The sequence below is a fragment of the Sutterella wadsworthensis 2_1_59BFAA genome (assembly GCF_000297775.1).
Lineage (GTDB): Bacteria > Pseudomonadota > Gammaproteobacteria > Burkholderiales > Burkholderiaceae_F > Sutterella > Sutterella wadsworthensis_A.
Genome location: NZ_JH815514.1, coordinates 209,452 through 234,619, shown reverse-complemented (window position 1 = coordinate 234,619; position 25,168 = coordinate 209,452). Strand labels below are relative to the sequence as shown.

The window sequence follows — 25,168 nt, the reverse complement described above, 5'->3', positions numbered from 1 at the left end:
GCCGGCATGATCACCGAAAGTTCGTTCAGCGGCTCCCTTTCCCAGCGCATCCGCCGCCGTTACTTCTATTCGCCCATGGCGTCCCTGTTCACCGTCGTCGTATCGGCCGTCATTGCGTTCATAGTCGGCAAGCTCGTGCTCTGGGGGCTCGTCAACGCCGTCTGGACGCCGGACGTGCAGGCCTGCGGCCAGAGCAGCGGCGCCTGCTGGGGCTTCGTCGCCGAGAAGTGGCGCCTCATCATCTTCGGACGCTATCCGTACCACCTTCAGTGGCGTGCCGCCGCTGCAACGGGGATTGTGCTTGCCATGCTTGTGGTGAGCTCCTTTCCGTTCATGTGGCGCAAGCCCTATCTGCGCACGCTCGGCATGCTCTGGAGCGCCGCCGTCGTCTTCTTCTTCATTCTGATGCTCGGCGGCGTGTTCGGGCTTGAGAGCATCTCCACCGACATGTGGGGCGGCCTGCCGCTTACGATTGTGCTTACATTGGTGGGCATGGGAGCATCCGTGCCGCTCGGCATTCTGCTCGCGCTCGGGCGACGCAGCAAGATGCCGGCCGTTGCCTCCGTGTCCACGGGCTACATCGAGCTCGTGCGCGGGGTGCCGCTCATTACGGTGCTTTTCGTTGCCGCCTTCATCTTCCCGCTTCTCCTGCCTGCAGGCGTTCGCATTGATCCGTTCTGGCGCATCTCCGTCGCCATTGCGCTCTTTCAGGCGGCCTACATGGCGGAGATCGTTCGCGGCGGCCTTCAGACGATTCCCCGCGGCCAGTTCGACGCGGCCGCCTCGCTCGGCCTTTCCCAGCGACAGGTCTATACGGCGGTGATCCTGCCGCAGGCGCTCGTGGCCATCATTCCGGCCTTCGTCAACAGCCTGCTCTCGTGCTTCATGGACACGTCTCTGGTGACGGTCGTCTCGATGTACGACCTGACGGGCAGCCTGCGCCTCGCTCTGGGTGACGCGCTCTGGCGCGGCTACTTCATTGAGGGCTATGTCTTCATCGCCCTCGTGTACTTCTTCTTCAGCTTCATCGTGTCGCGATACAGCCAGTGGCTCGAAGTCTATCTGACGGGCGAAAAGGACCGCGGACACGCCGCCGAGTGATCCCCGGCGAAACCGGAAAATCAAAAAACAAAGGCAGACAGCATGCGCAAGGTACATGAACACATCATCCAAATCCCGCCGTTCGTGACGCGGGACCAGCTCTGGAACGGTCTTGAGAAGGCCGCCCGTCATCCCGACAGGTTCGTCGAGCACATGGAGGGCTGCAAGCTCCTCAGCGAGAGGCTCATTGAGGGGGCGAGGCATCTTGGCCGCGAGGTGAGCTTCGGCGGCGGCTTCCGCCTTCGCGACAAGGTGATCCTCAGGGAGGGCGAGTCGGTGACGACCGTGGTCGAGGCAGGGGAGTCCTGGCCCGCATCCACCTTTCTCATGAAGATCGAGGAGCCCGAGGCGGGCAGCCTTTTCGTGCGCTTCATCTATGAAGCCGATGAACCCGAAGAGGCGCTCAACCCGATGATCGAACAGCTGCGCCGTCAGGCCTATGAGGCCAAGGACAGGGCCCTGATCGAGCAGGTCCTCAAGAACATTCCGCAGGGCGAACTCTCCTAAAATTGTGAGATCCGCTTCCCGGGGACGCCGCGGCGTCCCCGTTGTTTTGCATGGAAAGCCATGACCACGACTGAACAGATAATTTTCGAGATCATCGCCGCCGACATTCAGGCGCGTCCCGCTCAGGTTGCGGCGGCCGTCGGCCTGCTTGACGACGGCTGCACGGTGCCCTTCGTCGCTCGCTACCGCAAGGAAGTGACGGGCGGCCTCGACGACACGCAGCTTCGACTTCTCGAGGAACGCCTTGGTTATCTGCGCGAGCTTGAAAAGCGTCGCGAGGTGATTCTCGGCAGCATTCGCGACCAGGGCAAGCTCACGCCCGAGCTTGAGGCGAAGATCGTCGCCGCGGACACGAAGCAGGGACTCGAGGACCTTTATCTCCCTTACCGTCCGAAGCGCCGCACGCTTGCCGCCATTGCGCGTGAGGCGGGGCTCGAGCCGCTGGCGCTCAAGCTTTTCGAGAACCCCGGACTGGATCCCGAAACCGAGGCTGTCGCTTTCGTCAGCCCCGAGAAGAATGTTCCCGACGTCAAGGCTGCGCTCAACGGCGCCCGCGACATCCTTGCCGAGAAGATGAGCGAGGACTCCGTGCTGCTCGCCGACATGCGCGCCTGGCTTTGGAATGAGGGCGCCATGACGAGCCGCGTCGTCGAAGGGATGGAAGAGACGGGCGCCAAGTTCCGCGACTACTTCGACTATCGCGAGCCGATTGCCAGAATGCCGTCTCACAGGGCGCTCGCCGCCTTCCGAGGTCAGGCGGAGGGCGTTCTCACGCTGGGTCTCGAAGTTGACGCAGAGCGTCCCGACCAACCTGTGGAGCGCACGGCCGCCTACTTCAACGTGGGAACCCAGAGGCGTCCGGCCGACGCCTGGCTCTGGCAGTGCTGCCGCTGGACCTGGCGCGTCAAGCTCCGCGCCAGTCTCGAGGCCGAGGTTTTTGACAGGTTGCGCGAGGCTGCCGAGGGCGCGGCCATCGACGTCTTCGGCACCAATCTGCGCGATCTGCTTCTTGCGGCGCCTGCAGGCCACAAGCGCGTGCTTGGGCTTGACCCCGGCATTCGCACGGGCGTCAAGACGGCTGCGATCGACGAGACGGGCAAGCTGCTTGCGACGGCGGTTGTATTCCCGTTCGGCTCCAATGAGCGTCGTTCGGATGCGGTTGCAACGATTGCACGACTCATCCGCCAGCACCGGCTCACGCTTGTCTCAATCGGCAACGGCACGGCAAGCCGCGAGACGGTCGAGTTCGTCGAGGAGGTCAAGCGTCTTCATCCGGGGCTTGACTTCACGCACGTGGTCGTGAGCGAGGCGGGAGCGTCCGTCTATTCGGCTTCCGAGCTCGCTGCGGCCGAGTTCCCTGATCTTGACGTGAGCTACCGCGGCGCCGTCTCCATCGCGCGCCGTCTGCAGGATCCGCTCGCGGAACTCGTCAAGATCGAGCCCAAGGCGATCGGCGTGGGTCAGTATCAGCACGACGTTGACCAACAGAAGCTGGCGCATCGCCTCGACGCGGTCGTCGAGGACTGCGTCAACGCCGTCGGCGTCGACGTCAATACGGCCAGCTCCGCGCTTCTGTGCCGCGTTGCCGGCCTTTCGCCCGCACGCGCCAACGCCATTGTCAGCTTCCGCAGCGCCAACGGCGCCTTCCGCACCCGTCGCGATCTTCTGGCCGTGCCCAGGCTGGGCGCCAAGACCTTCGAGCAGGCGGCGGGCTTCCTTCGCATTCCCGACGGCGACGATCCGCTTGACGCCTCCGCCGTGCATCCCGAGGCCTATCCCGTTGTGCTTCGCATCCTGAAGAAGACGGGGCTGGACATCAAGGCGCTGATCGGCAATGCGGCGGTGCTTCGTTCGCTCCATGCCCGCGACTTCGTGGACGAACACTTCGGCATTCCGACCGTGACGGACATTCTTGGCGAACTTCTGAAGCCCGGTCGTGATCCCCGTCCCGAATTCCGCACGGCGAAGTTCGCCGACGGCATCAAGGAGATGAAGGACCTGCAGCCCGGCATGGTGCTCGAGGGAGTGGTGACCAACGTGGCCGCCTTCGGCGCCTTCGTGGACGTCGGCGTGCATCAGGACGGTCTTGTGCACATCTCTCATCTAGCCGATCGGCGCGTGTCCGATCCGCGTGATGTGGTGAAGGTGGGCGACATCGTCAAGGTCAGGGTTCTCGAGGTGGACCTTGCACGCCAGCGCATCAGCCTCAGCATGCGCAGCGAGGGGGCGCGCAGGCAGGCGCCCGCAGCCCGTCGGGACACGCGCTCCGCCGCGCCATCGCAGGGCGCCATGGCCGCTGCGTTTGCCAAGCTCCGCAGGTAGAGGTTCTGGCCGCAATTCGGCTGAAGCATCCTCTGCTCTCTGTTAAAATGATCGGCTTTTCCGTCGAACAGTTCGGCGGAAGAGCCGATTTTCATTGAATTTACGTTAAGAGAACGTTCTCTGTTATGACGAGTCCCAACCCCGCATTGGTCAGCGACGTCGAAATGCGCCGCACCTTTGCCATCATTTCCCATCCTGACGCCGGCAAGACGACGCTCACGGAAAAGCTCCTTCTGTTCGGCGGCGCCATTCAGATGGCCGGCGCCGTCAAGGGCCGCAAGGCTGCCCGTCACGCCACGTCCGACTGGATGGAAGTCGAAAAGCAGCGCGGCATTTCCGTGACGAGTTCGGTGATGCAGTTCCACTATGACAATCACGTCATCAACCTGCTCGACACCCCGGGCCATGAGGACTTCTCTGAAGACACGTACCGAGTGCTGACCGCCGTCGATGCCGCCGTGATGGTGATCGATGCCGCCAAGGGCGTGGAAGCCCAGACGATCAAGCTTCTCGAAGTCTGCCGCATGCGCAAGACGCCGATCATCACGTTCATCAACAAGCTCGACCGCGAAGTGCGCGATCCGCTCGACGTGATCGGCGAAATCGAGAACGTGCTCAAGCTCCAGTGCGTGCCCATCACCTGGCCCATTGGCATGGGCAAGACCTTCCGCGGCGTCTTCTCGCTGCTGAAGAACCGTCTTGTGCGCTTTACGGCCGGCGAGGAGCGTCTCTCGCGTGATCAGGAGATGATCGAAGGGCTCGACAATCCCGAGCTTGACCGTCTCTTCCCGATGGAAATGCCGTACGTGCGCGAGTCCGTCGAACTCGTTCAGGGTGCGACCGAACCGTTCGACATCGAGAAGTTCCTTGCGGGCGAGCAGAGCCCCGTCTTCTTCGGTTCCGGTGTGAACAACTTCGGCGTGCAGGACGTTCTTGACGCTCTCGTGCAGTGGGCTCCGCCGCCGCAGCCGCGTGATGCCGGCGTCCGCAAGATCGAGCCGACCGAGGCGCCGTTCTCGGGCTTCGTCTTCAAGATTCAAGCCAATATGGACCCGCGTCACCGCGACCGCATTGCGTTCTTCCGTGTCTGCTCGGGCCGCTATTCGCAGGGCATGAAGGTCTTCCACGTACGCGAGAATCGCGACATGAAGATCCCGAACGCCCTGACCTTCATGGCTCAGGACCGCGTCGTGATGACGGACGCCGTTGCAGGCGACATCATCGGCATCTACAACCACGGCCAGCTCCACATCGGCGATACACTTACCGAAGGCGAGAAGCTCGGCTTCACGGGCATCCCGAGCTTTGCGCCGGAACTCTTCCGCGCCGCCCGAAGCAAAGACCCGTTCAAGGCCAAGCAGCTTCAGAAGGGCCTGCAGGAACTCGGCGAAGAAGGCGCCATTCAGGTCTTCACCGGCGAGTTCGGCAACATCCTTCTGGGTGCCGTCGGTCAGCTTCAGTTTGAAATCGTGGCCCAGCGCCTTGCCACGGAGTACAAGGTTGACGCCATCTACGAGTCGACCGACGTCTCCACGGCCCGCTGGCTCTCGTTCCCCGACGAGCAGACCCGCAAGGACTTCTGCAAGGAGCAGGACGCCCGTCTTGCGACCGACGTCAACGGCAACACGGTGTACCTTGCCACGTCGATCTACAACCTTGAGACGACGATGAAGCATTGGCCGCAGGTGGTGTTCCACACCACGCGCGAAATGCAGCAGACGTTCGACTGAGTCTGATAGGCACTTGAAAAACAAAACGGCATCCGAATGCATTCGGATGCCGTTTGTTTTTCTGCGGTGCCTTACTTCGTGAGCGCGTCCCTGTAGGCCTTGAGGGCTTCGGGGTGGCAGAGCAGCACGCGCTCGAGCACGCCCTGCAGGTACGAAATGGTGAGGCCGTAGTTCGTCATGGGCACGTTCTGTGCATGTGCGGCGCGCAGACGCATGAGCATGTGGCGTCGCGTGACGACGCAGCCACCGCACTGGATGAGGACCTTGTAGGGCGTCAGGTCGACGGGGAAGTCCTTGCCGACGGCCACTTCGATCTGGAGGTCCTTGCCCGTTTTCTGGCGAAGCCAGCGGGGAATCTTGATGCGGCCGATGTCGTCCTTCTGCGGGTGATGGCTGCAGGTTTCGCAGATGAGCACGCGGTCTCCGTCTTCAAGCGAGGCAAGCGCGGCGGTGCCGCGGGCCATTTCGATGACGTCGGCCTTGGAGTAGGCCATCTGGATCGAGAAGGTGGTGAGCGGAATGTCCTCCGGCGTCTGTGCGGCGACGTCCATGATGACCTGGGAGTCCGCCATGACGAGCTTGGGCGGGTGGCGGAGCTCGGCGATGCTTTCGGCCACGCGGTCTTGCTGTACGACGAGGCACTTGGCATGAGCGTCGAGAAGCTCGCGGATAGCCTGCACCTGCGGCAGGATCAGACGGCCCTTGGGGGCGCCTGTGTCGATCGGCGTGACGAGAACGACGGTGTCGCCCGCCTGAACGAGGTCGCCCACGAGGGCGCGGTCTTTGGGAATGCGGTTTGCGGCGAGGTCGATGATGGCCTTGCGGAGGTCCGCGATGCCTGCTTTCGTTTCAGCGTCGGTCAGCACGACGGGGATGCCGTAGGCGCGCATGCGCGTCATGAAGGCTTCATCGGCAGGGTGGAGGTCGCTCTTGTTGATGACGAGGACGGCGGGTGTGCCGAGCTTGCGCAGGTGTTCGACAAGGTCGCTCTCACACTCATCGAAGTCCCTGGCGTTGGCGACGACAAGCGCGATGTCGACCCATTCGAGCACGGCCCTGGTGCGTTCGACTCGGGCGAGTCCGAGAGCGCCGACATCGTCGACGCCCGCCGTGTCGATGAAGACGACGGGACCGATCGGCGCGAGTTCGCACGCCTTTTCAACGGGGTCGGTCGTGGTGCCGGCGACTTCGGAGACGATAGAGATCTTCTGGTTGGTCAGTGCGTTGATGAGAGAGCTCTTGCCGGCATTGCGCTTGCCGAAGAGGCCGATGTGAAGGCGAAGGCCTTTGGGGGTTTCAACCATGATTTTTTTCAAGTCCGCAGGGGCAAAAAAAGACCGGACAAGCATGCTTATCCGGTCTTGTCGGAGAAGCAGTCCGGAGGACTGCCTTCCGTTATATCACATTGCAGATCAGGCGATCCGCGTGATTTTTACTTTTCAATGTTGGTGCGGATGACGTCACGTTCGAACCAGAGCGGAGCGTGATGTTCAGCAGCTTCAACAGAGATGGTGCCCGGGCCGAGGCGCCAGATGCCCTTGAAGTGCTCCATGGAGAGCAGAGCAAGCGGGATGTGGGCGCAGACGACCAGCACGGAGACGATGATGGAACCCCAGACATGGAAGTAGAACGTCCAGAGGAACACGGCCTTGCCGAGGAGCGGAGCACCGATCCAGAGCATCCAGCCCGTGACCGTCAGGGCGGCAATCATGCCCATGAACAGGAGGTAGGAAGCCTTCTGACCGCCGTTGTAGCGACCCTGCGGCGGAACTTCCACCGGGCCGAACGGGATCTTGAAGAAGCGGCGCGGATAGCCGCCGAAGTTGCGGAACCAGAAGATCGTGTTGCGGTCCCATTCAAGGCAGGCGCGGAGAATGAGGGCAAAACGGTCCGGAGCGAGCACGATGAAGCCCAGAAGGTTGAACGTGAACACGACGCCCAGGATCAGGTGAGCGAGCATCGTGGCTTCAGCGCAGGCGGCTTCCGGTTCGCAGAAGTAGACGTAAACGCCGGTGAAGAGAAGGGCGAACCACGTGATCGCGTTGACCGAGTGGAACACCTTGTCAGGGGCGTGGAAACGAAGAATGCGATTGTTAGCCATGGTTGGCCTCCGTCAGGGACGCGAGCATCGTGCGCGGATAGTAATGGGTGTGGAGCAGTTCGTGCATGTGGTGATCGGTGGGCTTGGCACCGAAGTCCTTGTAGATCTGCATCACGGTCGGGTTCTGGTGGGAGGACGTCAGACCGAGAGCCTGGCAGAGCTTGTCGTCCTTGTAGAGACCAGCCTGACGGGCCTTGATGATCACACCACGACGGGCAACGAGGTCGCCGATGGCGTAGCCGCAGACAGCAACGGCGGCAACGCAGAGACCGGTGACCTTAAGAAAACCGCGGCGACCCAGGATCAAGGCAGCAGGACGCTCGGCGTAGTCGTAATTTTCAGAGAACATTATCTAATTCCTTGCGAAAAAATTAGGCACGCAGCGGGAGCGGAAGCGTCGGGTTGAGCCAAGCGGTGCCGACCGGCTGGACCGGCTGGCCGCCGCCGTTGACACAGCCGCCCGGGCAGTTCATCACTTCGATGAAGTGGTAGCGGTTCTTGTCGAGGCGAACGCGATGGAGGACTTCCTCGAGACCCTGGTTGGCGCCGTTGACAACGCAGATGCGGATGTCGACGGTCTGGCCGCCCTTGGCCTTGATGGGAACGGGGATCGTGGCTTCAACGATGGCGTTGTTGTGGCCGCGGACGATTTCGATGTCGGCGTTCTTGAGCTCTTCGCCGGAGAGGACGAAGTAGGCCGTACGCAGGGCAGCTTCCATAACGCCGCCGGAAACGCCGAAGATCGTGCCGGCGCCGGTGTAGATTTCGAGCGTGCCGCGTTCGCGCTTCTTGTCCATCTTGAGCGGGTTGACGCCCTTGCGACGGAAGAGTTCGGCGAGATCACGAGCCGTAAGGCAGGCGTCGATGTCCTGATAGGACGGAGCGTCGGCCGGGATCATGCCCTGTTCCTTGGCCCAGTGCCAGCCCTGGTTCATTTCCGGACGAGCGGCTTCGAAGATCTTGGCCGTGCACGGCGTGACGGAGACGAAGAAGATCTTGCGCGGGTCGCACTTCCAGAGGAACTTGGCACCCCAGGTCTTGGCAAGGGCGCCGCCCATCTGGAGCGGGGACTTGGCGGTGGAGACGTGCGGGATCAGGTCGGCATGGTTCGTTTCCATGTTCTTGACCCAAGCCGGGCAGCAGGACGTGAAGTGCGGGAACGGATGTTCGGCCATTTCGTTCACTTCTTCGCTGCGTTCGCCGAGGAGCCAGTAGCGGGCCTTCTTGACGAATTCCGTACCTTCTTCAAGGATCGTCTGGTCAGCCGTGCTGTTGCAGTCGTAGACCTGGAAGCCGACGGCTTCGAGGGCGTTGGAAAGCTGTTCCGTAGTGAGTTCGCCGGGCTTGCCGCCGAATTCTTCGCAGATGGAGACGCGGACGGCGGGAGACGGATGGGCGACGCAGAGGCGGGACTTGTCGGCGAGAACCTTTTCGACCTGGTCGACAAAGCTCATCTGTTCGATGGCGTCGAACGGGCAGGCGATCAGGCACTGGCCGCAGTAAAGGCAGGCGTCTTCGATGATGTGGTGCTTGGCACCGAGGCCGCCTTCAATGGCGTTGACAGGGCAGAACTTGGAGCACGTGTCGCAGCCGACGCAGTGTTCCTTGTTGATGTGGATGATGCCGCGGAGTTCTCCCTTTCGGAGATTACCCTGGTAGGCGGGTCCGTCCTCCCCGTAGGCGCCGGCGCCGGGGTTGAACGTACGAACCTTGATCGTATTGTTGGACATTGAAAAACTCTCCAGAATCAGCGGAACTCAGGAAGCTCCTTGCCTTGCACGTCCTTGCCAGAGACTGTGAGACGCAGTGCTCGGGGGATGACAAGAACGGTTTCGGGCGTGCTGAATTTTTTGAAACGAAAGCGACGGGTACAGCAAGACCCGGGCGCTCACGGTGAAACACGCTTCGCATTTTAAGGGGTTAACCGCTAATGTAATCTACCTAAAAGTAGTAGTCGCTAATCCTGATAGGGTAGTTTTTGACGAAAACGTAGGAAAAACCGCAAATCGTTAACATTTGTCAATCGGCGTTCGGTCTTGCTTACACTCAGTCTAATTTAAGCCTTCAAGAGGCCTGTGCCGTGGAGCTTTCGGTCGTTTGAAACAGAAAGGCCCCGAGGGATTTTCATCCTTCGGGGCCTTTGTTCAAAGGGATTCGCGAAGATCGGGCTCTGAGGGCGGCCGATTCAGCCGGATCAGGAGTAGTCCTCTTCCTTCAGGGGCTGGCGCAGTTCGGCGCGAACGTTGTCCATGGCCGAGTAGAAGGCCTTCATCATGACGAGGCCGAGGAACTTGCCGCCGTCGGTCACGATGATGTTGTCCGGATCGTTCGGGTCGTCCTTGATGGCGCCCGCCACGCGCAGCGCGAGCATTTCCTTCATGAGCGTACGGTCGAGATTCACGCCGTGCACTTCGCGGAAGTACTTGCGGGACAAGCGGTGGGAGAACAAGCCGAGCATCAGTCGGTACTGGAGGATCGCGTGCTTGTCGAACTGGCGGCGGCGTTCCACGCCCGTGTTGCCGGCGGCGATTCGCTCGTTGTAGCGGCGCAGGCTGAACGTATTGACGTAGAGGCTGTCGTTGAGGAAGCTGAACGCGCCGGAACCCACGCCGAGGTACTCGTCATAGTCGACCACGTATTCGTCGAAGCCTTCGTCGTGCGTACGGCCGAACGTCCAGGACGTCAGGTGGTTGTAGCGCGAGCCGAGCGTGTCGAGAATGACGCGGTACTGGTCGGCAAGCTGGTTGCCGCTGGCGGCGATGACGTTCTTCACGCTCTTGCGGGTCTGGGACGTGACCATGAGCGGGTAGGTCGTGACCTGACGCGGATTGAGCTTCCAGATCTTCTCCATGTCTTCGTGCAGCATGTCGAGCGTCTGGCCGCGGAAGCCGAACATCATGTCGATGTTGCAGGTCGGGAAGAGTTCCTGGGCATACTGCAGGCGCTCGAAGATCTGTTCGCCTGAGCCGAACTTCTCATAGCGTTCGGAAAGCTTGAGCAGGTCGTCGTTGAAGCTCTGCACGCCGATCGACATGCGGTCGACGAGGCCCTTCAGGTTGCGGAACTGCGGCGTCGTGATGATCTGAGGGTCGGTTTCGCAGGAAATTTCCTTGATCGACGGGAAAAGCTTGCGGGCGTGCTCGAGCGTCTTGATGAGCTCTTCCTCGATGATGGTGGTCGTGCCGCCGCCGACGTACATGGAATGGAAGTCATAGCCGAGGGCCTTGACGTAGTCCATTTCCTTGCGAAGATTCACGAAGTACGCGCGCGCCACATGCTCCTTGAAGAGGAAGCGGTGGAAGGTGCAGTACGAGCACAGGGTGTGGCAGAACGGAATGTGTGCGTACAGCAGGTACTTGTGTCCGTCCTGTGGAGGTGGCGGATTCTTGAGAATGACGGGGTCGCAGTGCAGGTAGCGCTTCGTGTAGAAGTCCATGATGCGGTCCGTCATGCCGATCATCCATTCCGGCAGAAGTTCCCTGGGCTGGGGTTTGTAGCTTGTCGTGCTCATGTGTGTGGGAATAGCTGAAAACTTTGGTTGCGCCATTGTACAAGAGGCGGGGAGGGCGCAGGCTTAAGAGGCGTGCCTGCAAAGCACGCCTCCCGACTGCCGCCGTCTGCAGGATCAGCCGTGCGTGGCGTAGAGCTGCGCGATGACGTTCGCGAATTTCTTTGAGAGCGGACCGCGTTTGAGCTTGAGAGTCGGCGTGATGAGGCCGTTTTCGATCGTCCAAGGCTCCTGCGTGAGCACGACGGCGCGCGGCAGCGCGTAATGCGGGAATTCGCCCGCCGCCGTCTTGGCGCGCTTGAGGGCCGCAGTCTTCACGGAAGGATTGTCGAGGCTGGCGGGATCGGCGGGATCGACGCCGCAGGACTTCGCAAACGAGGCCCATTCATCGGGATTCACGACGGTGATGAGGCTCAGGTACGGACGGTTTTCGCCGATGACGTAGCACTGGGAGAAGAGGGGATCGGTTTCGATCGCGGCCTCAAGGTCGGCGGGCGGCACCTTTTCGCCCGTACTCGTCACGATGATTTCCTTGATGCGTCCCTTGATGCTCAGAAGGCCGAGTTCATTGAAGCCGCCCACGTCGCCCGTACGGAACCAGCCGTCTTCCGTAAAGGCGTCGGCGGTGGCGTCGGGTCGGTTCCAGTAGCCGCGAGTGATGCTCGGCCCCTTGATCTGGATCTCATCCCCCTCGCCGAGGCGAACCTCGACGTTGTTGAAGGGCTTGCCCACAGTGTTGGGCTGATTGAGCGTGCGGTTGTTGCCCGCGATGATCGGGCTCGCTTCCGTCATGCCGTAGCCCTGAATGATGGGAAGGCCGAGGCCGCAGAACGTGCGGGCGACCTTGCTGCTGAGGGCGGCGCCGCCGGAAATGGCAATGCGGAGCCTCCCGCCGAATTGGTCGAGCAGCGTGGACGAGACCTTGCGCACGAGAGGACGCATCAGGCCGTCGAGCCAGGCCCTGCCCGTGTGCTCCACGGGAAGATGATTGCGGCGGCAGAAGTCGCGCCAGCCGATTTCAACGGCCCAGTCGAAGAGGTAGCGGGCCGCAGGCCTGGACTTCTTGAGCTTGTCATGAACGCGAGCGAAGATGCGCTCGTAGACGCGGGGCACGGAGATGATCACCGTCGGGCGGATCGTCTTGAGATCGTCGGCCAGAAGCAGGACCGAGCGGTTGTAGGCGATGGTGCAGCCCGTGGCAAGCGCGAGATAGTAGCCTGCCGTTCGCTCGAACGTGTGAGAAAGCGGCAGAAAGGAGAGGAAGATGTCGCCCACCTGCGGGAAGACGCACTCGAGCGTGGCCTTCACGTTGCTCACGATGTTGCCGTGCGTGAGCATGACGCCCTTGGGGCGGCCCGTGGTGCCCGACGTGTAGACGATGCCCGCGAGGTCGTCCTCCTTCGGGCCTTCAGGCAGCTCGACGACGTGCGTGCCTGCGGCAAGCCACTCGGAGAGGCCTCTGACCATGCCGGTCTCGTCGTCGACCTCGTCTTCGGTGATGATCACGGCCGTCAGGTCCTGAAGGTCGCCGCCTGCGGCCTTGATCTGCTTCCAGCGCGTCAGCTTGTTCGTGACGAGGACCTTCGCCCTGCTGTCGGAAAGAATGAAGGCGCTGGCGCCCGGCGTGTCGATAGCGTGCAGGGGCACGGGAACGAGGCCGTTGGCCAGAGCCGCCTGATCGGCGCAGGCATGGTCGATGCTGTTGGGCATCAGGATGCCGATGCGGGTGCCGCGCTCAAGGTTCATGGCGGCGTAGGCTCTGCGCCACTCCATGACGCGGACCATCAGCTGGGCGTAGCTCAGGCTGTGCCAGCTTTTGGTTTCCTTGTCGAATTGTCGGAGGGCCTCCCGCTCGCCGTATCGCTCCACGCTGTTGACCAGAAGCTGGGGGAGCGTGGTGAAGTTCTCAAGGCCAAAGGACGGCTTGGCAGACGATTGTTCGGGCACGATGGCTTTCTCCTGATGGACGGCCTCTCAGGTGAGGTCTGAAAAAAAATCGCACCCCTAAAAATATCAAAGCGGACGCACGAAAACGCCCCATTAATTTAAGGGATAACCCTTAGATTAATGGGGCGTTGGCAATCGTGCGGCGAAGCGGATCGTCCGTTATTGATTCTCTGCGAGCTGGCGCTTTTCCTCGAGCGCCTCCCAGCGCTCGTAACTGGAAGCGATTTCATCCTCGATCGCCTTGGCGCGTTCGGCGTCCTTGCGAAGCTCCTCAACGGACTTCGTGTGGTAGTCGGGGGCGCTCATCGCCTCCATCAGGGCGGCCTGTTCGGCCTCAAGGTCTTCAATGAGCTTGGGTAGGCGTTCGAGCTCCTGCGTTTCCTTGTAGCTCATTCGAATCTTGTTGTCGCGCGGGCGCGGCTTGGCTGCGGCCTTGGGCTGCGGAGCGGCGGGTGCGGCAGGTTCGACGGGTTCGGGACGTTGCTGAAGCCAGTCCGAATAGCCGCCGACGTATTCGCGCCAGAGGCCATTGCCTTCAGGGGCGAGCACCTCTGTCACGACGTTGTCGAGGAAGCGGCGGTCATGGCTGACGAGAATGATCGTGCCGGGGTAGGTCGCAAGCGTCTGTTCGAGCATCTCCAGAGAGTCGATGTCGAGGTCGTTCGTCGGCTCGTCGAGCACGAGGAGATTGGCGGGCAGGGCGAACAGGCGGGCGAGCAGCAGGCGGTTGCGTTCGCCGCCGGAGAGCGAGCTCACGGGCACGTTCACGCGTCGCGGCGGGAAAAGGAAGTCACCCATGTAGGCGATGATGTGCTTCTTCTGGCCGCCGATCTCCACCCACTCGGAACCTGGGGAGATCGTTTCGGCGACGGTCTTGCTTAAGTCGAGTTGTTCCCTCAGTTGGTCGAAATAAGCGACCTGCAGGTTCGTGCCGAGCTTGATGGAGCCCGAATCAGGCTCGACCTTGCCGAGCAGGAGCTTGATCAGCGTGCTCTTGCCGACGCCGTTGTGACCGATCAGGCCGAGGCGGTCGCCGCGCATGAGCTTGAAGTTGAGGTTGCTGACGATCGAGCGTTCGTCAAAGGACTTGCAGAGGTCCGTCGTTTCGCAGACGATCTTGCCGCTCTTCTCGCCTGCGTCGATCTTGAGGTTGACGCTGCCCATGCGGTCGCGGCGGGCGGCACGCTGTCGGCGGAGTTCTTCGAGGCGTCGCACGCGGCCCTCATTGCGGGTGCGGCGGGCTTCGATGCCCTTGCGGATCCAGACTTCCTCCTGAGCCCAGAACTTGTCGAAGCGGCGGTTGGCCAGCTCTTCGGCCTGAAGCTCTTCCTGCTTGCGGCTTTCGTATTCGGAAAACTTGCCGGGATAGGAGCGGAGGACGCCTCGGTCAAGCTCGATGATGCGGCTCGAGACGTTGTCGAGGAACTGACGGTCGTGAGTGATGACGACAAGCGAGCGCTGGGTGCGGAATTCCGCGTTGACGAGGTTTTCGAGCGTCGTGATGGCGACGATGTCCAGATGGTTCGTCGGCTCGTCGAGAAGCAGAAGATCTGGCTCGAGGGCAAAGGCGAGCGCCAGAGCCGCACGCTTGCGCTCGCCGCCGCTCACGCGGGCGACCGAGCGCTCGGGATCGAGCTCGAACTTCATCAGGCACTCGTCCAGCTTGGCCAGACGACGCCAGTGCTCGCGCTCATCCTCGATTTTGTCAAGCTTCCCGCGCAGGATGAGGCTTTCCTTGACATTGGCTGCCTCAGGCAGGACGGGCTCCTGCTCGACGTACAGCACGCGCAGGCCGTCCTGCACGCGCAGTTCGCCGTCGTCGAGATGCGTGTGGCCCGCAAGGATGGAGAGCAGGGTGCTCTTGCCCGTGCCGTTGCGGCCGATCAGACCGACGCGTTCGCCGGGTTCGATGGAGAGGTCCGCATCGTCAAGAAGCGGAAGGTCGCCCCAGGCGGCGTGGGCGTTCATCAGGGTGATAAGCGGCATTTTCCGTTTGTTCTATTTAAATATTGCTGTTCTGCGTCGTGTCGTCTTCCTGAAGCACTTCGGGCTCGATGGGTTCAGGCGCTCCCATGTTAGGCTCCACTTCTCCTTCGGCGGCCGTTTCATCCGGGACTTCGGAATCGACGGCAGTGTCGACCAGCTCGCCTGAGCGGATCTCGAAGGAGGCGGGGGTGCGAACGACCTGGGCGCTGAGGTCGCGGTGGACGGTCAGCTGGCCGGTTTCGCCGCTGATTTCGAAAGCCTTCCTGCCATGAGCCCAGTCTTCAGCAACCTGATAGGCGTCAAGCCCGAGTGCGAAGAGACGCTTGGCGGGCATGGAATAGGGCAGGGCGGTCTGAAATTTGGCCTCAAAGCTCTCGTTGTCATAGCGCAAAATAAAGGGACATTCTGCAAAAACAACGTGGTTCAGGTCAAAGGCAAGCGCAGAAGCGCTCGAACTTGTCTTCGGATCACCGGGATTGGTGGTCGATGTCGCCCAAACGCTTGTGCGCAAGGGTAAACGACTGCGAACCAGACCGGCATCCCTGGCGTCGAGTGCGAGCAGGACGGAGTGATACGGGGGGGCGGCAACGGCCGCGTGGGCACGCTGCGCCTCGTGGACCTGCTTGCGGGCTCTTTCGCTGTCGGCCGTTGCAGCCATGCGGTTGAACTTGTAGCGTTCCTCCTGGCTCAGTTCGGGACGGCACTTGTCCTGGAGATCCTGCAGGTTATCCATCGTGACCGTGAAGACCTCATACTGGACGCCGGAAAGATTCAGAACCTTCATGTACGCTTCGCTCAGGCGCTTTTCCCACGGCTTGTCCGTCGTGAGGATGAGCACCTTCGGGGGCAGGCCTGCGGCTGTCTCTTCAGGCAGCGCCTTCACAGCCTGACGTGCGATGTACTCGGCTTCAAGGTCAGTCGCGACGGAGAGCATCAGCATGTTGGGCGAAATCTCTTCGTCGGGCGTCGCGGCATAGTTGAGGGTTACGATGGGAATCGGAAGATTCTTTTCCCTGGAGAGCTGTTCCACCTGATCCTTCTGGAGCGGTCCGACGACGACGTCGGCGCCGGAGAAGACGGCGGTGTCTATCATCTCGTTGATGGGAACGCTTTCAGGCGCTTCGATCAACATGATGTTGGCGTTGCGGCCGCTGACACGGCTTGCCGTAAGCAGACCGTTGCCCACAATGCGTGCGGCGGGAAGGAACGGAGATTCGTCGGACGGCATCAGCATGGCGATGGTGACGGGGCGGGTGGCCTCGCCTTCTGTCATGACGGGTGCCGTGCTTTCGACGGGTTCGGCAGGAACCCGGGTGTCGGCCGTTTCGGTGGCGTATGCAGGGCCCAGAGGAAGGACGACCACCCCGGAATCCGTAGCATCAACCGAAGTCGTCGCAGCAACGCTTACAATCGGTAAGCTTATGATTAAAGTTCTGAACAACTGTCGGGCAAATGGAAGGACGGACACGATGAATTCCCTCAATGATTTATGGACATCTAACGCTTTGATTCAGGCGGCGGGCCTGCCTGGGCAGAACTGCCCCGACAGCACGCTTTACATCGTCGGGCTGCCTATCGGCAATCTTGGAGATATTACACTGCGGGCGCTCTGGATACTCGCTCTGGCTGATGTTGTCGCCGCTGAGGATACACGCGAAACCCGCAAGCTTCTGGATAAATTTGGCATTAGTGTAAAACTTCTGTCGGTTAGGGAGCACAACGAAAGGCATGGTGCCGAGCAGATCATCGAGCTTCTTCAGGAAGGCAAAAAGGTGACGCTCGTTACCGATGCGGGCACGCCCTGCGTGTCCGATCCGGGCGCCCGTGCGGTCAAGGCCGTTCGCGAGGCAGGGTTCCGCGTCATTCCCGTTCCCGGCGCCTCCGCCGTCGTGACGGCGCTTTCCGGGGCCGGCCTCGACGGCTCGGGCTTTACGTTCGTGGGTTTCGTCCCGCCGCAGTCCAAGGCGCGCCGCAATGCGCTTGCCTACTGGCTGGCACGTCCTGAGCCCTTTGTTCTCTATGAGGCGCCGCATCGTGTCGTGGATCTGCTTGAAGATCTGGCTGCGGCCATGGAGCCCGAGCGCAGAGTCGTGGTGGCACGTGAGATCACGAAGAAGTTCGAGACCTTCTCCAGTCTTACAGGGGCCGAACTCGCGGAATGGGCCGCTTTGCACGAGCCCCGCGGGGAGTACGTCATTCTTGTGGACGAGGCGCCCGCAAAGGACAATGCCCTCTCCGAGGATGACATCCGATGGCTTCGTGCAATGATGAGCGAGCTTCCGAGTTCGAAGCTGGCCGCCGTCGCCGCCAAGGTGACGGGCAAGCCGCGTGATGAAATCTACCAGTGGCTTTGCGAGCACAAGAACTGATCGGCTTCAACTCGCCCCGTCCTTAAGGAAACGGTCCGTGAAGGTATTCTTCGCTGAGCGTTTTTTCATGCCTGCGGTCTGCTCTCAGGACAATGTTCCACGTGGAACATCGTCATGGAAAATGAAGGAGAGGGAGACTTCTGCAGGATTCACGCAGGATTGTTCCATGTGAAACATCCTGGATCGAAAAAAAAACGGTTCCGAACAACGTTCGGAACCGACAGGGATCATCTTCGATGATGTTCCACGGGAACATCATTCGTCAGAGCGAAGGGCGACTTCTCGAGTCTTCGAGGAGTGAATGTTGCGCACCAGGCTGTCGAGCAGCGAGGAGAGCTCTTCGACGAGATTGGAGTTGGAGATCACGCCGACGAGCTTGCCTTCCTCATCAACGATGGGCAGGCGGCGGACGCCGAATTCACGCATGCGGGCAAGTGCCACGACCATGCTTTCGCTGGGGCCCGCAGTGACGACGGGAGTCGTCATGACGTCGCGGACGGTGAGCTTCATCGGATCCAGATTGCGGGCGACGACTTCGATGGCGATGTCGCGGTCCGTGATCATGCCGAGGGGCGTCTGATCGTCATTGACAACAACAAGGCTGCCGACATGCTCAAGGCGCATCTGCCTTGCACAGTCGCAGATGGTCTTGTCAGCCGTGATCGTGGCGACCTCATGCACGGCCATGTCGATGACTTTCATAGAGCGAGTTCTCATGTTTTCTACCTTTTTCCTGGGACGCTTTCTGCTTTGCGTAATGAATAAATTCTAACCAAACGGTTGGTGCTCGGCTTGGAGGAGGGCTTGAATTTATTCGTCCTCACCCTCGTCGGCAGAAGCCGCAGGCAGAAGTGGGACAAAGTTGTGAAAGTCGTACAGGCGCTTGTCCATCAAGTGCGACGGAGAGACGCGTTGCAGGCTCATGAAGAGGTTGTAGATGCGGCCGGGGAACTCACGGTCCCAGGCCTTGATGAGTTCCTTCACTTCCTGACGCTTGAGGTTTTCACCCGCTCCGCAGATGCCCTTTGAGGTGAGGGGGTACTGGCGGATCTTGGCAAACTTCTCCGTTTCGCTTTCGCGTACGTAGGCAAGCGGGCGGATGACGACGTTGCGCTTGTCGTCGCTTCGCAGAATGGGCGGCATGGCCTTCATGCGGCCGCCGTAGAAGAGATTGAGCAGCAGCGTGCCGACAATGTCGTCCATGTGATGGCCGAGGGCGATCTTGTTGCACTTCATTTCGCCTGCGACGCGGTAGAGAATGCCGCGGCGGAGACGGGCGCAGAGCGAGCAGACGTTGCGGCCTTCAGGGATCAGGCGCTGGATGATGGAGTAGGTGTCCTGATCCTCGATGTGGTATTCGACGTCGATGTCCTTGAAGTACTGCTCGAGTGCTTCACGGGGGAAGTTGGGGATGTGCTGGTCGACATTGACGGCAACGAGATCGAACTTGATCGGCGCGCGCTTCTGGAGCGTCCGGAGGGCATCGAGAAGCACGAAGCTGTCCTTGCCGCCGCTCATGGCGACCATGACGCGGTCACCGTCCTCAATCATGCCGAAGTCGGTGATGGCCTGGGCTGTGAGGCGGATGATTCGCTTCTCAAGCTTTTTGACGGCAACCGACTTCTTATTGCGGTTGCTGGGACCCATGTTGACGCCGTCCTTGCTGTTCTGGAAGATCTCGTTGTCTTCGTTGAGAGGACGAGAGGGGACGTCGGAGACGGGGATGATGGGGATGCTGTTCTTGCTGTCGTTGTTCATGATCTTAAGGGAGTGAGGGGCGTCGGCGCCAGACTTCGATGCCGACGGCGTCGACATGTTCGTAGGCTTCGGTCTTGGCGGAGGAAACGCGGAGCAACTGTACGCCGGGCAGTGTCGCCAGCTTGTCGGCAATGGCGTCCACGAGAGTTTCTTGCAGGTTGAAGTGAGCGGACTGTGCGATGTCCGAGATGGTGCCGACGATCAGGTCGTAGTTGAGCACATCCTGAAGTTCATCGCAGCTGCTCGTGGAGTCCTGAAGCGGAATCCAGACGTCGCATTCAAAGGTGACCTTCTGGGTGCGGTGCTTTTCATGCTCGTATGCGCCGATGTGGCAGTCAAGCACAAGGCCTCGAACGAAAATCTTGCGACATTGGAAGGTCAGAAAGTCTGTAATATGGCTGTTCATGGTGCAACGGCCGGCCGTTGTAGGCAGCTTGAGCTGAAAGGAAACGCGCTGATGCGATGGATTATCTGTATTTTCGTCTTGCTTGTCGTCGTGCTCTCGTGCGTGCCGACGCTCAGACGATGGGGGCTTGGACGCCTTCCCGGGGACATCAACTTCACGGTCATGGGCCGCAAGGTTGAGATCCCCTTGATGAGCACGATTTTACTGACTGCCATCGTGGCCGTGGTTGCCCGCCTTCTCTGAGGCGGCAAAGAGCGGCTGCAGCGCTTCAATGCGGGCGGCACGCACGGCGGCGGGAATGAGTCTGGGGTTGGTCTGAGCCTTGGCAACGGCCCCCGCGTTCACGCCGCACCAAAGCTCTGACGCCTTCAGGAGTTTCTCCACGTTTTTTTGGGACAGCACTTCCCACATGCGGATCATGAGGGCCATGCGTTCAGGTCTGCGAAGTGCATCACCGCGCTCAAGCAGAGCCCCTGCAGTCTGAGCATCAACTGCTTCGGCAAAGAGCGGAAGCAAGGTGCGGAAGCAGCTGCAAAGCTGCTGCAGGGCGACGGGGGTTCGAAGGTTGGCCGCCGTTTGCTGAGCTTCTTCTGCATTTCGGCAGAAGGCCGTCATGAGGGCAAAGCGCGCATCAAGGCACAGGTCTTCAGACACGGCTTTGGAGAGGACTTCGCGCATGGCGGAGTTGTCCGGGTCTACAGGAAAGAGCTTCGTCCACAAGCCGCAGCGGGAAAGCGCGTCAATCATGTTGAGGGGATGGCGCGATGCAAAGCCGCGGCTCACTTCCGCCCAGATTCGTTCGGGCACCAGTGCATCCGCCTCGCCGTTCTCGACCATGAGCGTCATGAGCGCCATGGTTTCCTCGGCGATGCGGAAGTCGCAGAGTTTGGCGCTGAAGCGGGCTACGCGAAGAATGCGGACGGGATCCTCGGAAAATGCTTCGCTTACGTGACGAAGAACGTGGTTCCGAAGATCCTCCATGCCGCCGTACGGGTCGACGATTCGACCGCTGTCGTCCATGGCCATGGCGTTGATCGTCAGGTCACGCCGCTTGAGGTCCTCCTCGAGCGTCACGCCGGGATCTGTGTGAAATACAAACCCATGGTAGCCGCGGGCGGTTTTTCGCTCAGTACGGGCGAGCGCATATTCCTCATGCGTCTTCGGGTGAAGAAATACAGGGAAGTCCGCGCCGACGGGGGTGAAGCCCTTTTCAAGCATTTCCTCGGGCGTGGAGCCCACGACGACCCAGTCACGGTCTCCGCCTGCGGGCACGTCATGGCCCGCCTGACGAAGAAGCATGTCACGCACGTATCCGCCGACGGTATAAATCTGCATAAGTTGAAGCTTGTCCGGTCAGAAAATCCCGATCAGGGAAGATCGGCCTCCTTGGCCGTCGGGTCCGAAGGCGTCACCGTGCCCACGAACGACTTGAAGGAGCCGAGATCCTCCTTCAGCCGATGAGCATACATGAATGTGTTCGAGAGCACGTTCTTTACGTAGTCGCGGGTTTCGAAATAGGGGATGGACTCGATGAAGACGGCGCCCTCCATGGGCTTTTCCAGCGTCTTTCGCCAGATGCGCGCACGGACGGGACCTGCGTTGTAGGCAGCGCTGGAAAGCGCGAAGCTACCGTCGAAGTCCTCGCGAAGCATGTTCAGGTAGGCGGTGCCCAGTGCAACGTTGGTGTTGGGATCGACGAGTGGCTTTCCCTTGAGTTCTTTGAGATCGAGCTTGCGGATGAGCCACTTGGCGGTTTTCGGCATAACCTGCATGAGCCCCTGAGCGCCAACGCCGGAACTTACGCCGGACATGAAGCGGGATTCCTGACGAATGAGGCCGTAGACCCAGGCGTCGGGAAGACCGTGACGGGCGCTCATCGACGTGATGAGCTCCTTGTGAGGCGTGGGATAGAGCAGCTCGGGTTCAAAGAAGTCCTTGCTGGCCTTCTGTCCCGTGTTGATCATGCGGTGGAAGAGACCTTGCTGCTTCGCAAATGTTGCGGCGGCATAGAGCTCCCTGGGCTTCTGATTGCGTAGAGCCCAGTTCCATTCGGCGTGTCCAAGGAAATAGAAGTTGTTCTGGTAAAAGGCGATGGCTCTTCGGATGCTCGGATCGGAGGTCCAGCGACGGATTTCCTCTTCAGTGACTGCTGCGGAAGAGGTTTCAACTGCATAGGGCTTGCCGAGTTCGTCACAGGCAAGCTTTCCGTAGAAGGTTCGGTTTTTCGAGATGGCCTCGTAAAGCGGCTTGGCCTTGGCTGGACGGCCTTGTTCGGCATGAGCACGCGCAAGCCAGTAGGTCCAGGTCTCGTTTTCGCGGGCATCGGCGGACATGCGGCTAATGGCCTTCTCGACGTTTTTCCAGTCTCCGTCACGCATGTAGGCGCGAGCGGCCCATCCTGCCATCAGGTCGGGCTGAACGACGACCGGGTTCTTGTAGACGCGATTCCCTGCACGAGAGAAGAGAGCGGCACCGTCGCCCGTCTGGCTGACGGCGGCTTCGTAGGCGAGCTGTCCCCAGAGGAAGCTCTGCCATTCAGAGGAGAGCTTGGGAGAGAGCTTTTCTGCGAGCTTCTGCGACATCTTGAAGTCGATGCCTCGCATACGCATGATGAAGAAGATCTGCACACGTGCGGGAAGCTTGTCGAAGTTCTTGGCGTTCTTCTTGTACCAGCGCTGCGGATTGTTCAGGATCGCGGTCAGAGTCTTTGCCGAGGCGGGCATGGTCTTGTCGGGCGCATGTTCGACGACGTAGCGCACCTCCTGCCAGCGACGGTTCTGCAGCTGGATCAAAACGGCGGACCAGGCCCACGACGGATTCTGTTCCATCAGGCGGTCGGTCAGCATTCGAAGCGGGCGGCCCTTCACCTTGGAGTCACGCACAAAGGCTTCGATCGTCTTTCGGGGAGTAGTCTCGAAGTTGTACCAGTGGTGCCAGGCAAGAATGTCCGGCTCTTCCTGGTTCCATTGCAGCAGGCTGTAGAGGCGATTGAAGAGCACCGGATTGATTCGATCGGCAGCGGTCATCAGATAGTCGGATGCGGATTGTTCTCCAAGGTACTGCCCCTGATGGCGCTCGATGAACTTGATGAAGCGCAGGTTGGTGTCCGGATCGTCTTTGTTGCGACGGAATTCGAGCAGAAGCTGCCAGAGTTTCGGATAGTCGCCCAAGGGGTGAGCCTCAAGCGTGGCGCCAAGGTTTTCAAGCGTAGCAATCCTGCCCTTCCTGTAAGCCTGCCAGGCCTCATTGAAGCGCTTGTTGGCTTCTGCATCGGCAGCCAGAAGGAGCGCCGCTTCCTGTTCGGTCGGTGTCTGCGGAGCTTCGGTTGCAAATCCGGGAGTCATGCAGGCAAGATATCCCGTCAGGAACAAGCTTGAAAGCAGAAGTTTCGGATTGAAGGCATCAGACGACATTTTCAAGAGCTCCGTAAAAAGCGGAACAAAGGGAAGGAGACGTATAAATGACAGAAGAGACTACAGCAATGTTAACCAAGAAAGGCCTCCGCGCTTCTCTTTTGGCGAGACGGAAACAATTGTTTGAATCTCTTGCGCTCGACAACGGGCTTGCAGAGCGGTTTTTGGAAATGCTGGAACTTGCTCGTCCCAAAAGCGTCGGGCTTTTCTGGCCGATCCGTTCGGAGCCCGGATTGCTGAGTGTTGCTCGGGATTGGCTGAAGCGGACGGGCGGACTGATCTACCTGCCTGAAACTCGTCCGGATTGCATGATCTACAGGCTTTGGCATGAAGGTGCTGAGCTTCGAAAGGACTGCGCGGGCATTCCGTACCCGCAGGGAGAGGAGGCTTCCAAGCCTCCTGCCATGGTTGTGGCGCCGTGCGTGGGTTATGCGGAGTCGTGCAGGCGGCTCGGGTATGGCGGAGGCTATTTCGACAGGTATCTGGCCTCCTACGGCAATCAGCGTCCACTGGCGGTTGGAGTTGCCTTTGATGAGCTTCGGGTGCCCGAAGAGATCTTCGAGTCATTTGACGAGCCGCTTGATGCAGTTGTAACGGAGCGAAGGATCATCCTAAAAGCAAAAGCGCCGCTGTGACATGCACGGCGGCGCTTGAGGCGTCGAAGCTCAAGGACGGAGCTTAGTCTTCGGCAAGAGACTTCAGAAGGGCGACAACGTTGTCGGCGGCAACGCCTTCAGCGAAGTGAACAGGAGCCTCGGCGAGAGAGGCGGGGTCCTTCTTGAGGCGGCCGACCCACTGGCCTGCGTCGCGGCCGGATTCGAGGCCGTCGGAAACGAGCAGTTCGGAGCCTTCGTGCGTGAGCTTGAAGTAGAAGAGGCCGTCGCTTTCACGGTACTGCTTGAAGAGCGTGGCAGGCGCCTTCTTCTTTTGAGCCTTGGTGGCACTAGCCGTCTCGAGTTTCTGGAAGGAGCGCAGGCCGACAGCGTAACGGAGCTTGGCGATGAGATCCGTTGCGTAGACGCGGGCACGGGCTGCGCCCTGCTGAAGAATGGCCTCGATCTGTTCGGGATGAGCCATCAGATCTTCGTAGCGTTGGCGCATCGGGCCGATTTCGGCGTCGATCTTGTCGGCGAGGCGCTTCTTGGCCTCACCCCAGCCAAGACCGTCACGGAGTTCCTGACGGAAGGCGGCGGATTCTTCTTCGGTGGCGAAGGCGTCGTAAATGACGGTGAGCGAGGTGCTGTCGGGATCCTTGGGCTCACCGGGCAGACGGCTGTCGGTGACGATGCGGGAGATCGCTTCGTCAAGCGCCTTGCGGCCGCCCTCAAAGAGCGGGATCACGTTGTTGTAGGACTTGCTCATCTTGCGGCCGTCGAGACCGGGGAGGACTTCAATGGCAGAGCCGCCCGTGGCCTGCGGAAGCACAAAGAAGGACTCGTCGGGCTTGGCGTAGAGATTGTTGAAGCGCGTGGCGACGTCACGGGCCATTTCAAGGTGTTGGATCTGGTCGTGACCGACGGGCACTTCGTTGGCGTTGAACATGAGGATGTCGGCGGCCATGAGGATGGGGTAGCAGAACAGGCCCATCGAGACGTCGGCATCAGGATCCTTGCCTGCGGCAACGGCAGCGTCGGTTGCAGCCTTGTAGGCATGAGCACGGTTCATCTGACCCTTGCTCGTGCAGCAGGTCAGCATCCAGTTGAGGAGCGGAATTTCAGGAATGTCGCTCTGTCGATAGAACACGACGCGTTCAGGATCGAGGCCTGCGGCAAGCCACGTAGCGGCGATCTGCATGCGGCTGCGTTCGATGCGGTCAGGGTCCTGGCACTTGATGAGGGCGTGAAGGTCAGCCATGAAGAAGAAGCTCTGCACGTCCGGATTCTTGCTGTCCTGGATGGCCGGGCGAATGGCGCCGACGTAATTGCCGATGTGGAGGGTGCCGGTCGTGTTGATGCCGGTCAGAACTCGCTTTTTCATGTCTGTGTGTTCCATCAGGTTGGTTGGACGGACGCGCCTCTCG

General features: G+C 60.5%; 21 protein-coding genes. 7 read left to right on the top strand and 14 right to left on the bottom strand.

From position 1 onward, the window contains the following. Positions 1 to 6: 6 nt before the first annotated feature. The 4 genes from HMPREF9465_RS03175 to HMPREF9465_RS03160 all read left to right on the top strand — a co-directional run bounded on the left by HMPREF9465_RS03175 (position 7) and on the right by HMPREF9465_RS03160 (position 5,660). Positions 7 to 1,101, top strand: a complete 1,095-nt coding sequence (locus HMPREF9465_RS03175; protein ID WP_005434085.1) for an amino acid ABC transporter permease — start codon at positions 7 to 9, stop codon at positions 1,099 to 1,101. 42 nt (positions 1,102 to 1,143) lie between these two features. Beyond that, positions 1,144 to 1,608 carry an AtaL-like protein gene (locus tag HMPREF9465_RS03170; RefSeq protein WP_005434084.1) on the top strand — a complete coding sequence of 155 codons (465 nt, stop codon included), beginning with the start codon at positions 1,144 to 1,146 and terminating at the stop codon, positions 1,606 to 1,608. Positions 1,609 to 1,668: 60 nt separating this feature from the next. Then, the gene (locus tag HMPREF9465_RS03165) at positions 1,669 to 3,930 is read left to right on the top strand and encodes a Tex family protein (protein WP_005434083.1); all 2,262 of its coding nucleotides are present in this window, start codon (positions 1,669 to 1,671) and stop codon (positions 3,928 to 3,930) included. A gap of 125 nt (positions 3,931 to 4,055) precedes the next feature. Then, positions 4,056 to 5,660, top strand: a complete 1,605-nt coding sequence (locus HMPREF9465_RS03160; RefSeq protein WP_005434082.1) for a peptide chain release factor 3 — start codon at positions 4,056 to 4,058, stop codon at positions 5,658 to 5,660. A gap of 71 nt (positions 5,661 to 5,731) precedes the next feature. Here HMPREF9465_RS03160 and hydF read toward each other — a convergent pair whose 3' ends face one another. The 8 genes from hydF to HMPREF9465_RS03120 form a co-directional block, all read right to left on the bottom strand. Next, positions 5,732 to 6,964 carry a [FeFe] hydrogenase H-cluster maturation GTPase HydF gene (gene hydF, locus HMPREF9465_RS03155; protein WP_038006338.1) on the bottom strand — a complete coding sequence of 411 codons (1,233 nt, stop codon included), beginning with the start codon at positions 6,962 to 6,964 and terminating at the stop codon, positions 5,732 to 5,734. 128 nt (positions 6,965 to 7,092) lie between these two features. Continuing rightward, complete coding sequence (locus HMPREF9465_RS03150) at positions 7,093 to 7,761, bottom strand: cytochrome b/b6 domain-containing protein (protein ID WP_005434078.1); 669 nt, start codon at positions 7,759 to 7,761, stop codon at positions 7,093 to 7,095. Further along, positions 7,754 to 8,110 (bottom strand): iron hydrogenase small subunit, encoded by a 357-nt coding sequence (locus tag HMPREF9465_RS03145; RefSeq protein ID WP_005434077.1) that lies wholly within the window; start codon positions 8,108 to 8,110, stop codon positions 7,754 to 7,756. The genes HMPREF9465_RS03150 and HMPREF9465_RS03145 overlap by 8 nt, the downstream gene beginning before the upstream one ends. A gap of 22 nt (positions 8,111 to 8,132) precedes the next feature. Beyond that, a complete protein-coding gene (locus HMPREF9465_RS03140; RefSeq protein WP_005434075.1) occupies positions 8,133 to 9,491 on the bottom strand; it encodes a [Fe-Fe] hydrogenase large subunit C-terminal domain-containing protein in 1,359 nt (452 codons plus the stop codon). A 464-nt stretch (positions 9,492 to 9,955) separates the two neighbouring features. After that, on the bottom strand, positions 9,956 to 11,272 hold the full coding sequence (locus tag HMPREF9465_RS03135; protein WP_005434073.1) for a coproporphyrinogen III oxidase family protein: 1,317 nt from the start codon (positions 11,270 to 11,272) through the stop codon (positions 9,956 to 9,958). Between the two features lie 114 nt (positions 11,273 to 11,386). Next, a complete protein-coding gene (locus HMPREF9465_RS03130) occupies positions 11,387 to 13,216 on the bottom strand; it encodes an AMP-dependent synthetase/ligase (protein WP_005434071.1) in 1,830 nt (609 codons plus the stop codon). A 159-nt stretch (positions 13,217 to 13,375) separates the two neighbouring features. Further along, positions 13,376 to 15,202 (bottom strand): ATP-binding cassette domain-containing protein, encoded by a 1,827-nt coding sequence (locus tag HMPREF9465_RS03125; RefSeq protein ID WP_005434069.1) that lies wholly within the window; start codon positions 15,200 to 15,202, stop codon positions 13,376 to 13,378. Between the two features lie 16 nt (positions 15,203 to 15,218). Then, positions 15,219 to 16,565, bottom strand: a complete 1,347-nt coding sequence (locus HMPREF9465_RS03120; RefSeq protein WP_051008975.1) for a penicillin-binding protein activator — start codon at positions 16,563 to 16,565, stop codon at positions 15,219 to 15,221. Between the two features lie 106 nt (positions 16,566 to 16,671). Here HMPREF9465_RS03120 and rsmI point away from each other — a divergent pair, with 106 nt between their 5' ends. Next, positions 16,672 to 17,571, top strand: coding sequence for a 16S rRNA (cytidine(1402)-2'-O)-methyltransferase (gene rsmI / locus HMPREF9465_RS03115; protein ID WP_005434062.1), 900 nt, complete (start codon positions 16,672 to 16,674; stop codon positions 17,569 to 17,571). 255 nt (positions 17,572 to 17,826) lie between these two features. On the opposite strand, the gene HMPREF9465_RS03110 is transcribed toward rsmI, so the two are convergent. The 3 genes from HMPREF9465_RS03110 to HMPREF9465_RS03100 form a co-directional block, all read right to left on the bottom strand. Then, positions 17,827 to 18,273, bottom strand: a complete 447-nt coding sequence (locus HMPREF9465_RS03110) for a CBS domain-containing protein (RefSeq protein ID WP_005434060.1) — start codon at positions 18,271 to 18,273, stop codon at positions 17,827 to 17,829. 108 nt (positions 18,274 to 18,381) lie between these two features. Continuing rightward, complete coding sequence (gene ttcA, locus HMPREF9465_RS03105) at positions 18,382 to 19,329, bottom strand: tRNA 2-thiocytidine(32) synthetase TtcA (protein ID WP_038006336.1); 948 nt, start codon at positions 19,327 to 19,329, stop codon at positions 18,382 to 18,384. A gap of 4 nt (positions 19,330 to 19,333) precedes the next feature. Beyond that, positions 19,334 to 19,672: a dihydroneopterin aldolase gene (locus HMPREF9465_RS03100; protein ID WP_231289330.1), complete on the bottom strand. Its 339-nt coding sequence runs from the start codon at positions 19,670 to 19,672 to the stop codon at positions 19,334 to 19,336. 114 nt (positions 19,673 to 19,786) lie between these two features. Between HMPREF9465_RS03100 and HMPREF9465_RS12675 the strand changes: the two genes are divergently transcribed. Further along, positions 19,787 to 19,978 carry a DUF2905 domain-containing protein gene (locus HMPREF9465_RS12675; RefSeq protein ID WP_005434053.1) on the top strand — a complete coding sequence of 64 codons (192 nt, stop codon included), beginning with the start codon at positions 19,787 to 19,789 and terminating at the stop codon, positions 19,976 to 19,978. Here the strand turns inward: HMPREF9465_RS12675 and HMPREF9465_RS03095 are convergent. Both HMPREF9465_RS03095 and HMPREF9465_RS12190 read right to left on the bottom strand, forming a co-directional pair. Next, complete coding sequence (locus HMPREF9465_RS03095) at positions 19,937 to 21,070, bottom strand: CCA tRNA nucleotidyltransferase (protein ID WP_005434051.1); 1,134 nt, start codon at positions 21,068 to 21,070, stop codon at positions 19,937 to 19,939. The two genes, HMPREF9465_RS12675 and HMPREF9465_RS03095, sit on opposite strands and share 42 nt — an antisense overlap. Before the next feature lie 32 nt (positions 21,071 to 21,102). Continuing rightward, positions 21,103 to 23,079 (bottom strand): lytic transglycosylase domain-containing protein, encoded by a 1,977-nt coding sequence (locus tag HMPREF9465_RS12190; RefSeq protein WP_196793846.1) that lies wholly within the window; start codon positions 23,077 to 23,079, stop codon positions 21,103 to 21,105. Between the two features lie 116 nt (positions 23,080 to 23,195). Between HMPREF9465_RS12190 and HMPREF9465_RS03085 the strand changes: the two genes are divergently transcribed. Then, positions 23,196 to 23,783, top strand: coding sequence for a 5-formyltetrahydrofolate cyclo-ligase (locus HMPREF9465_RS03085; protein WP_005434047.1), 588 nt, complete (start codon positions 23,196 to 23,198; stop codon positions 23,781 to 23,783). A 43-nt stretch (positions 23,784 to 23,826) separates the two neighbouring features. On the opposite strand, the gene HMPREF9465_RS03080 is transcribed toward HMPREF9465_RS03085, so the two are convergent. Next, positions 23,827 to 25,125, bottom strand: coding sequence for a tryptophan--tRNA ligase (locus tag HMPREF9465_RS03080; RefSeq protein WP_005434034.1), 1,299 nt, complete (start codon positions 25,123 to 25,125; stop codon positions 23,827 to 23,829). Between the last annotated feature and the right edge of the window lie 43 nt (positions 25,126 to 25,168).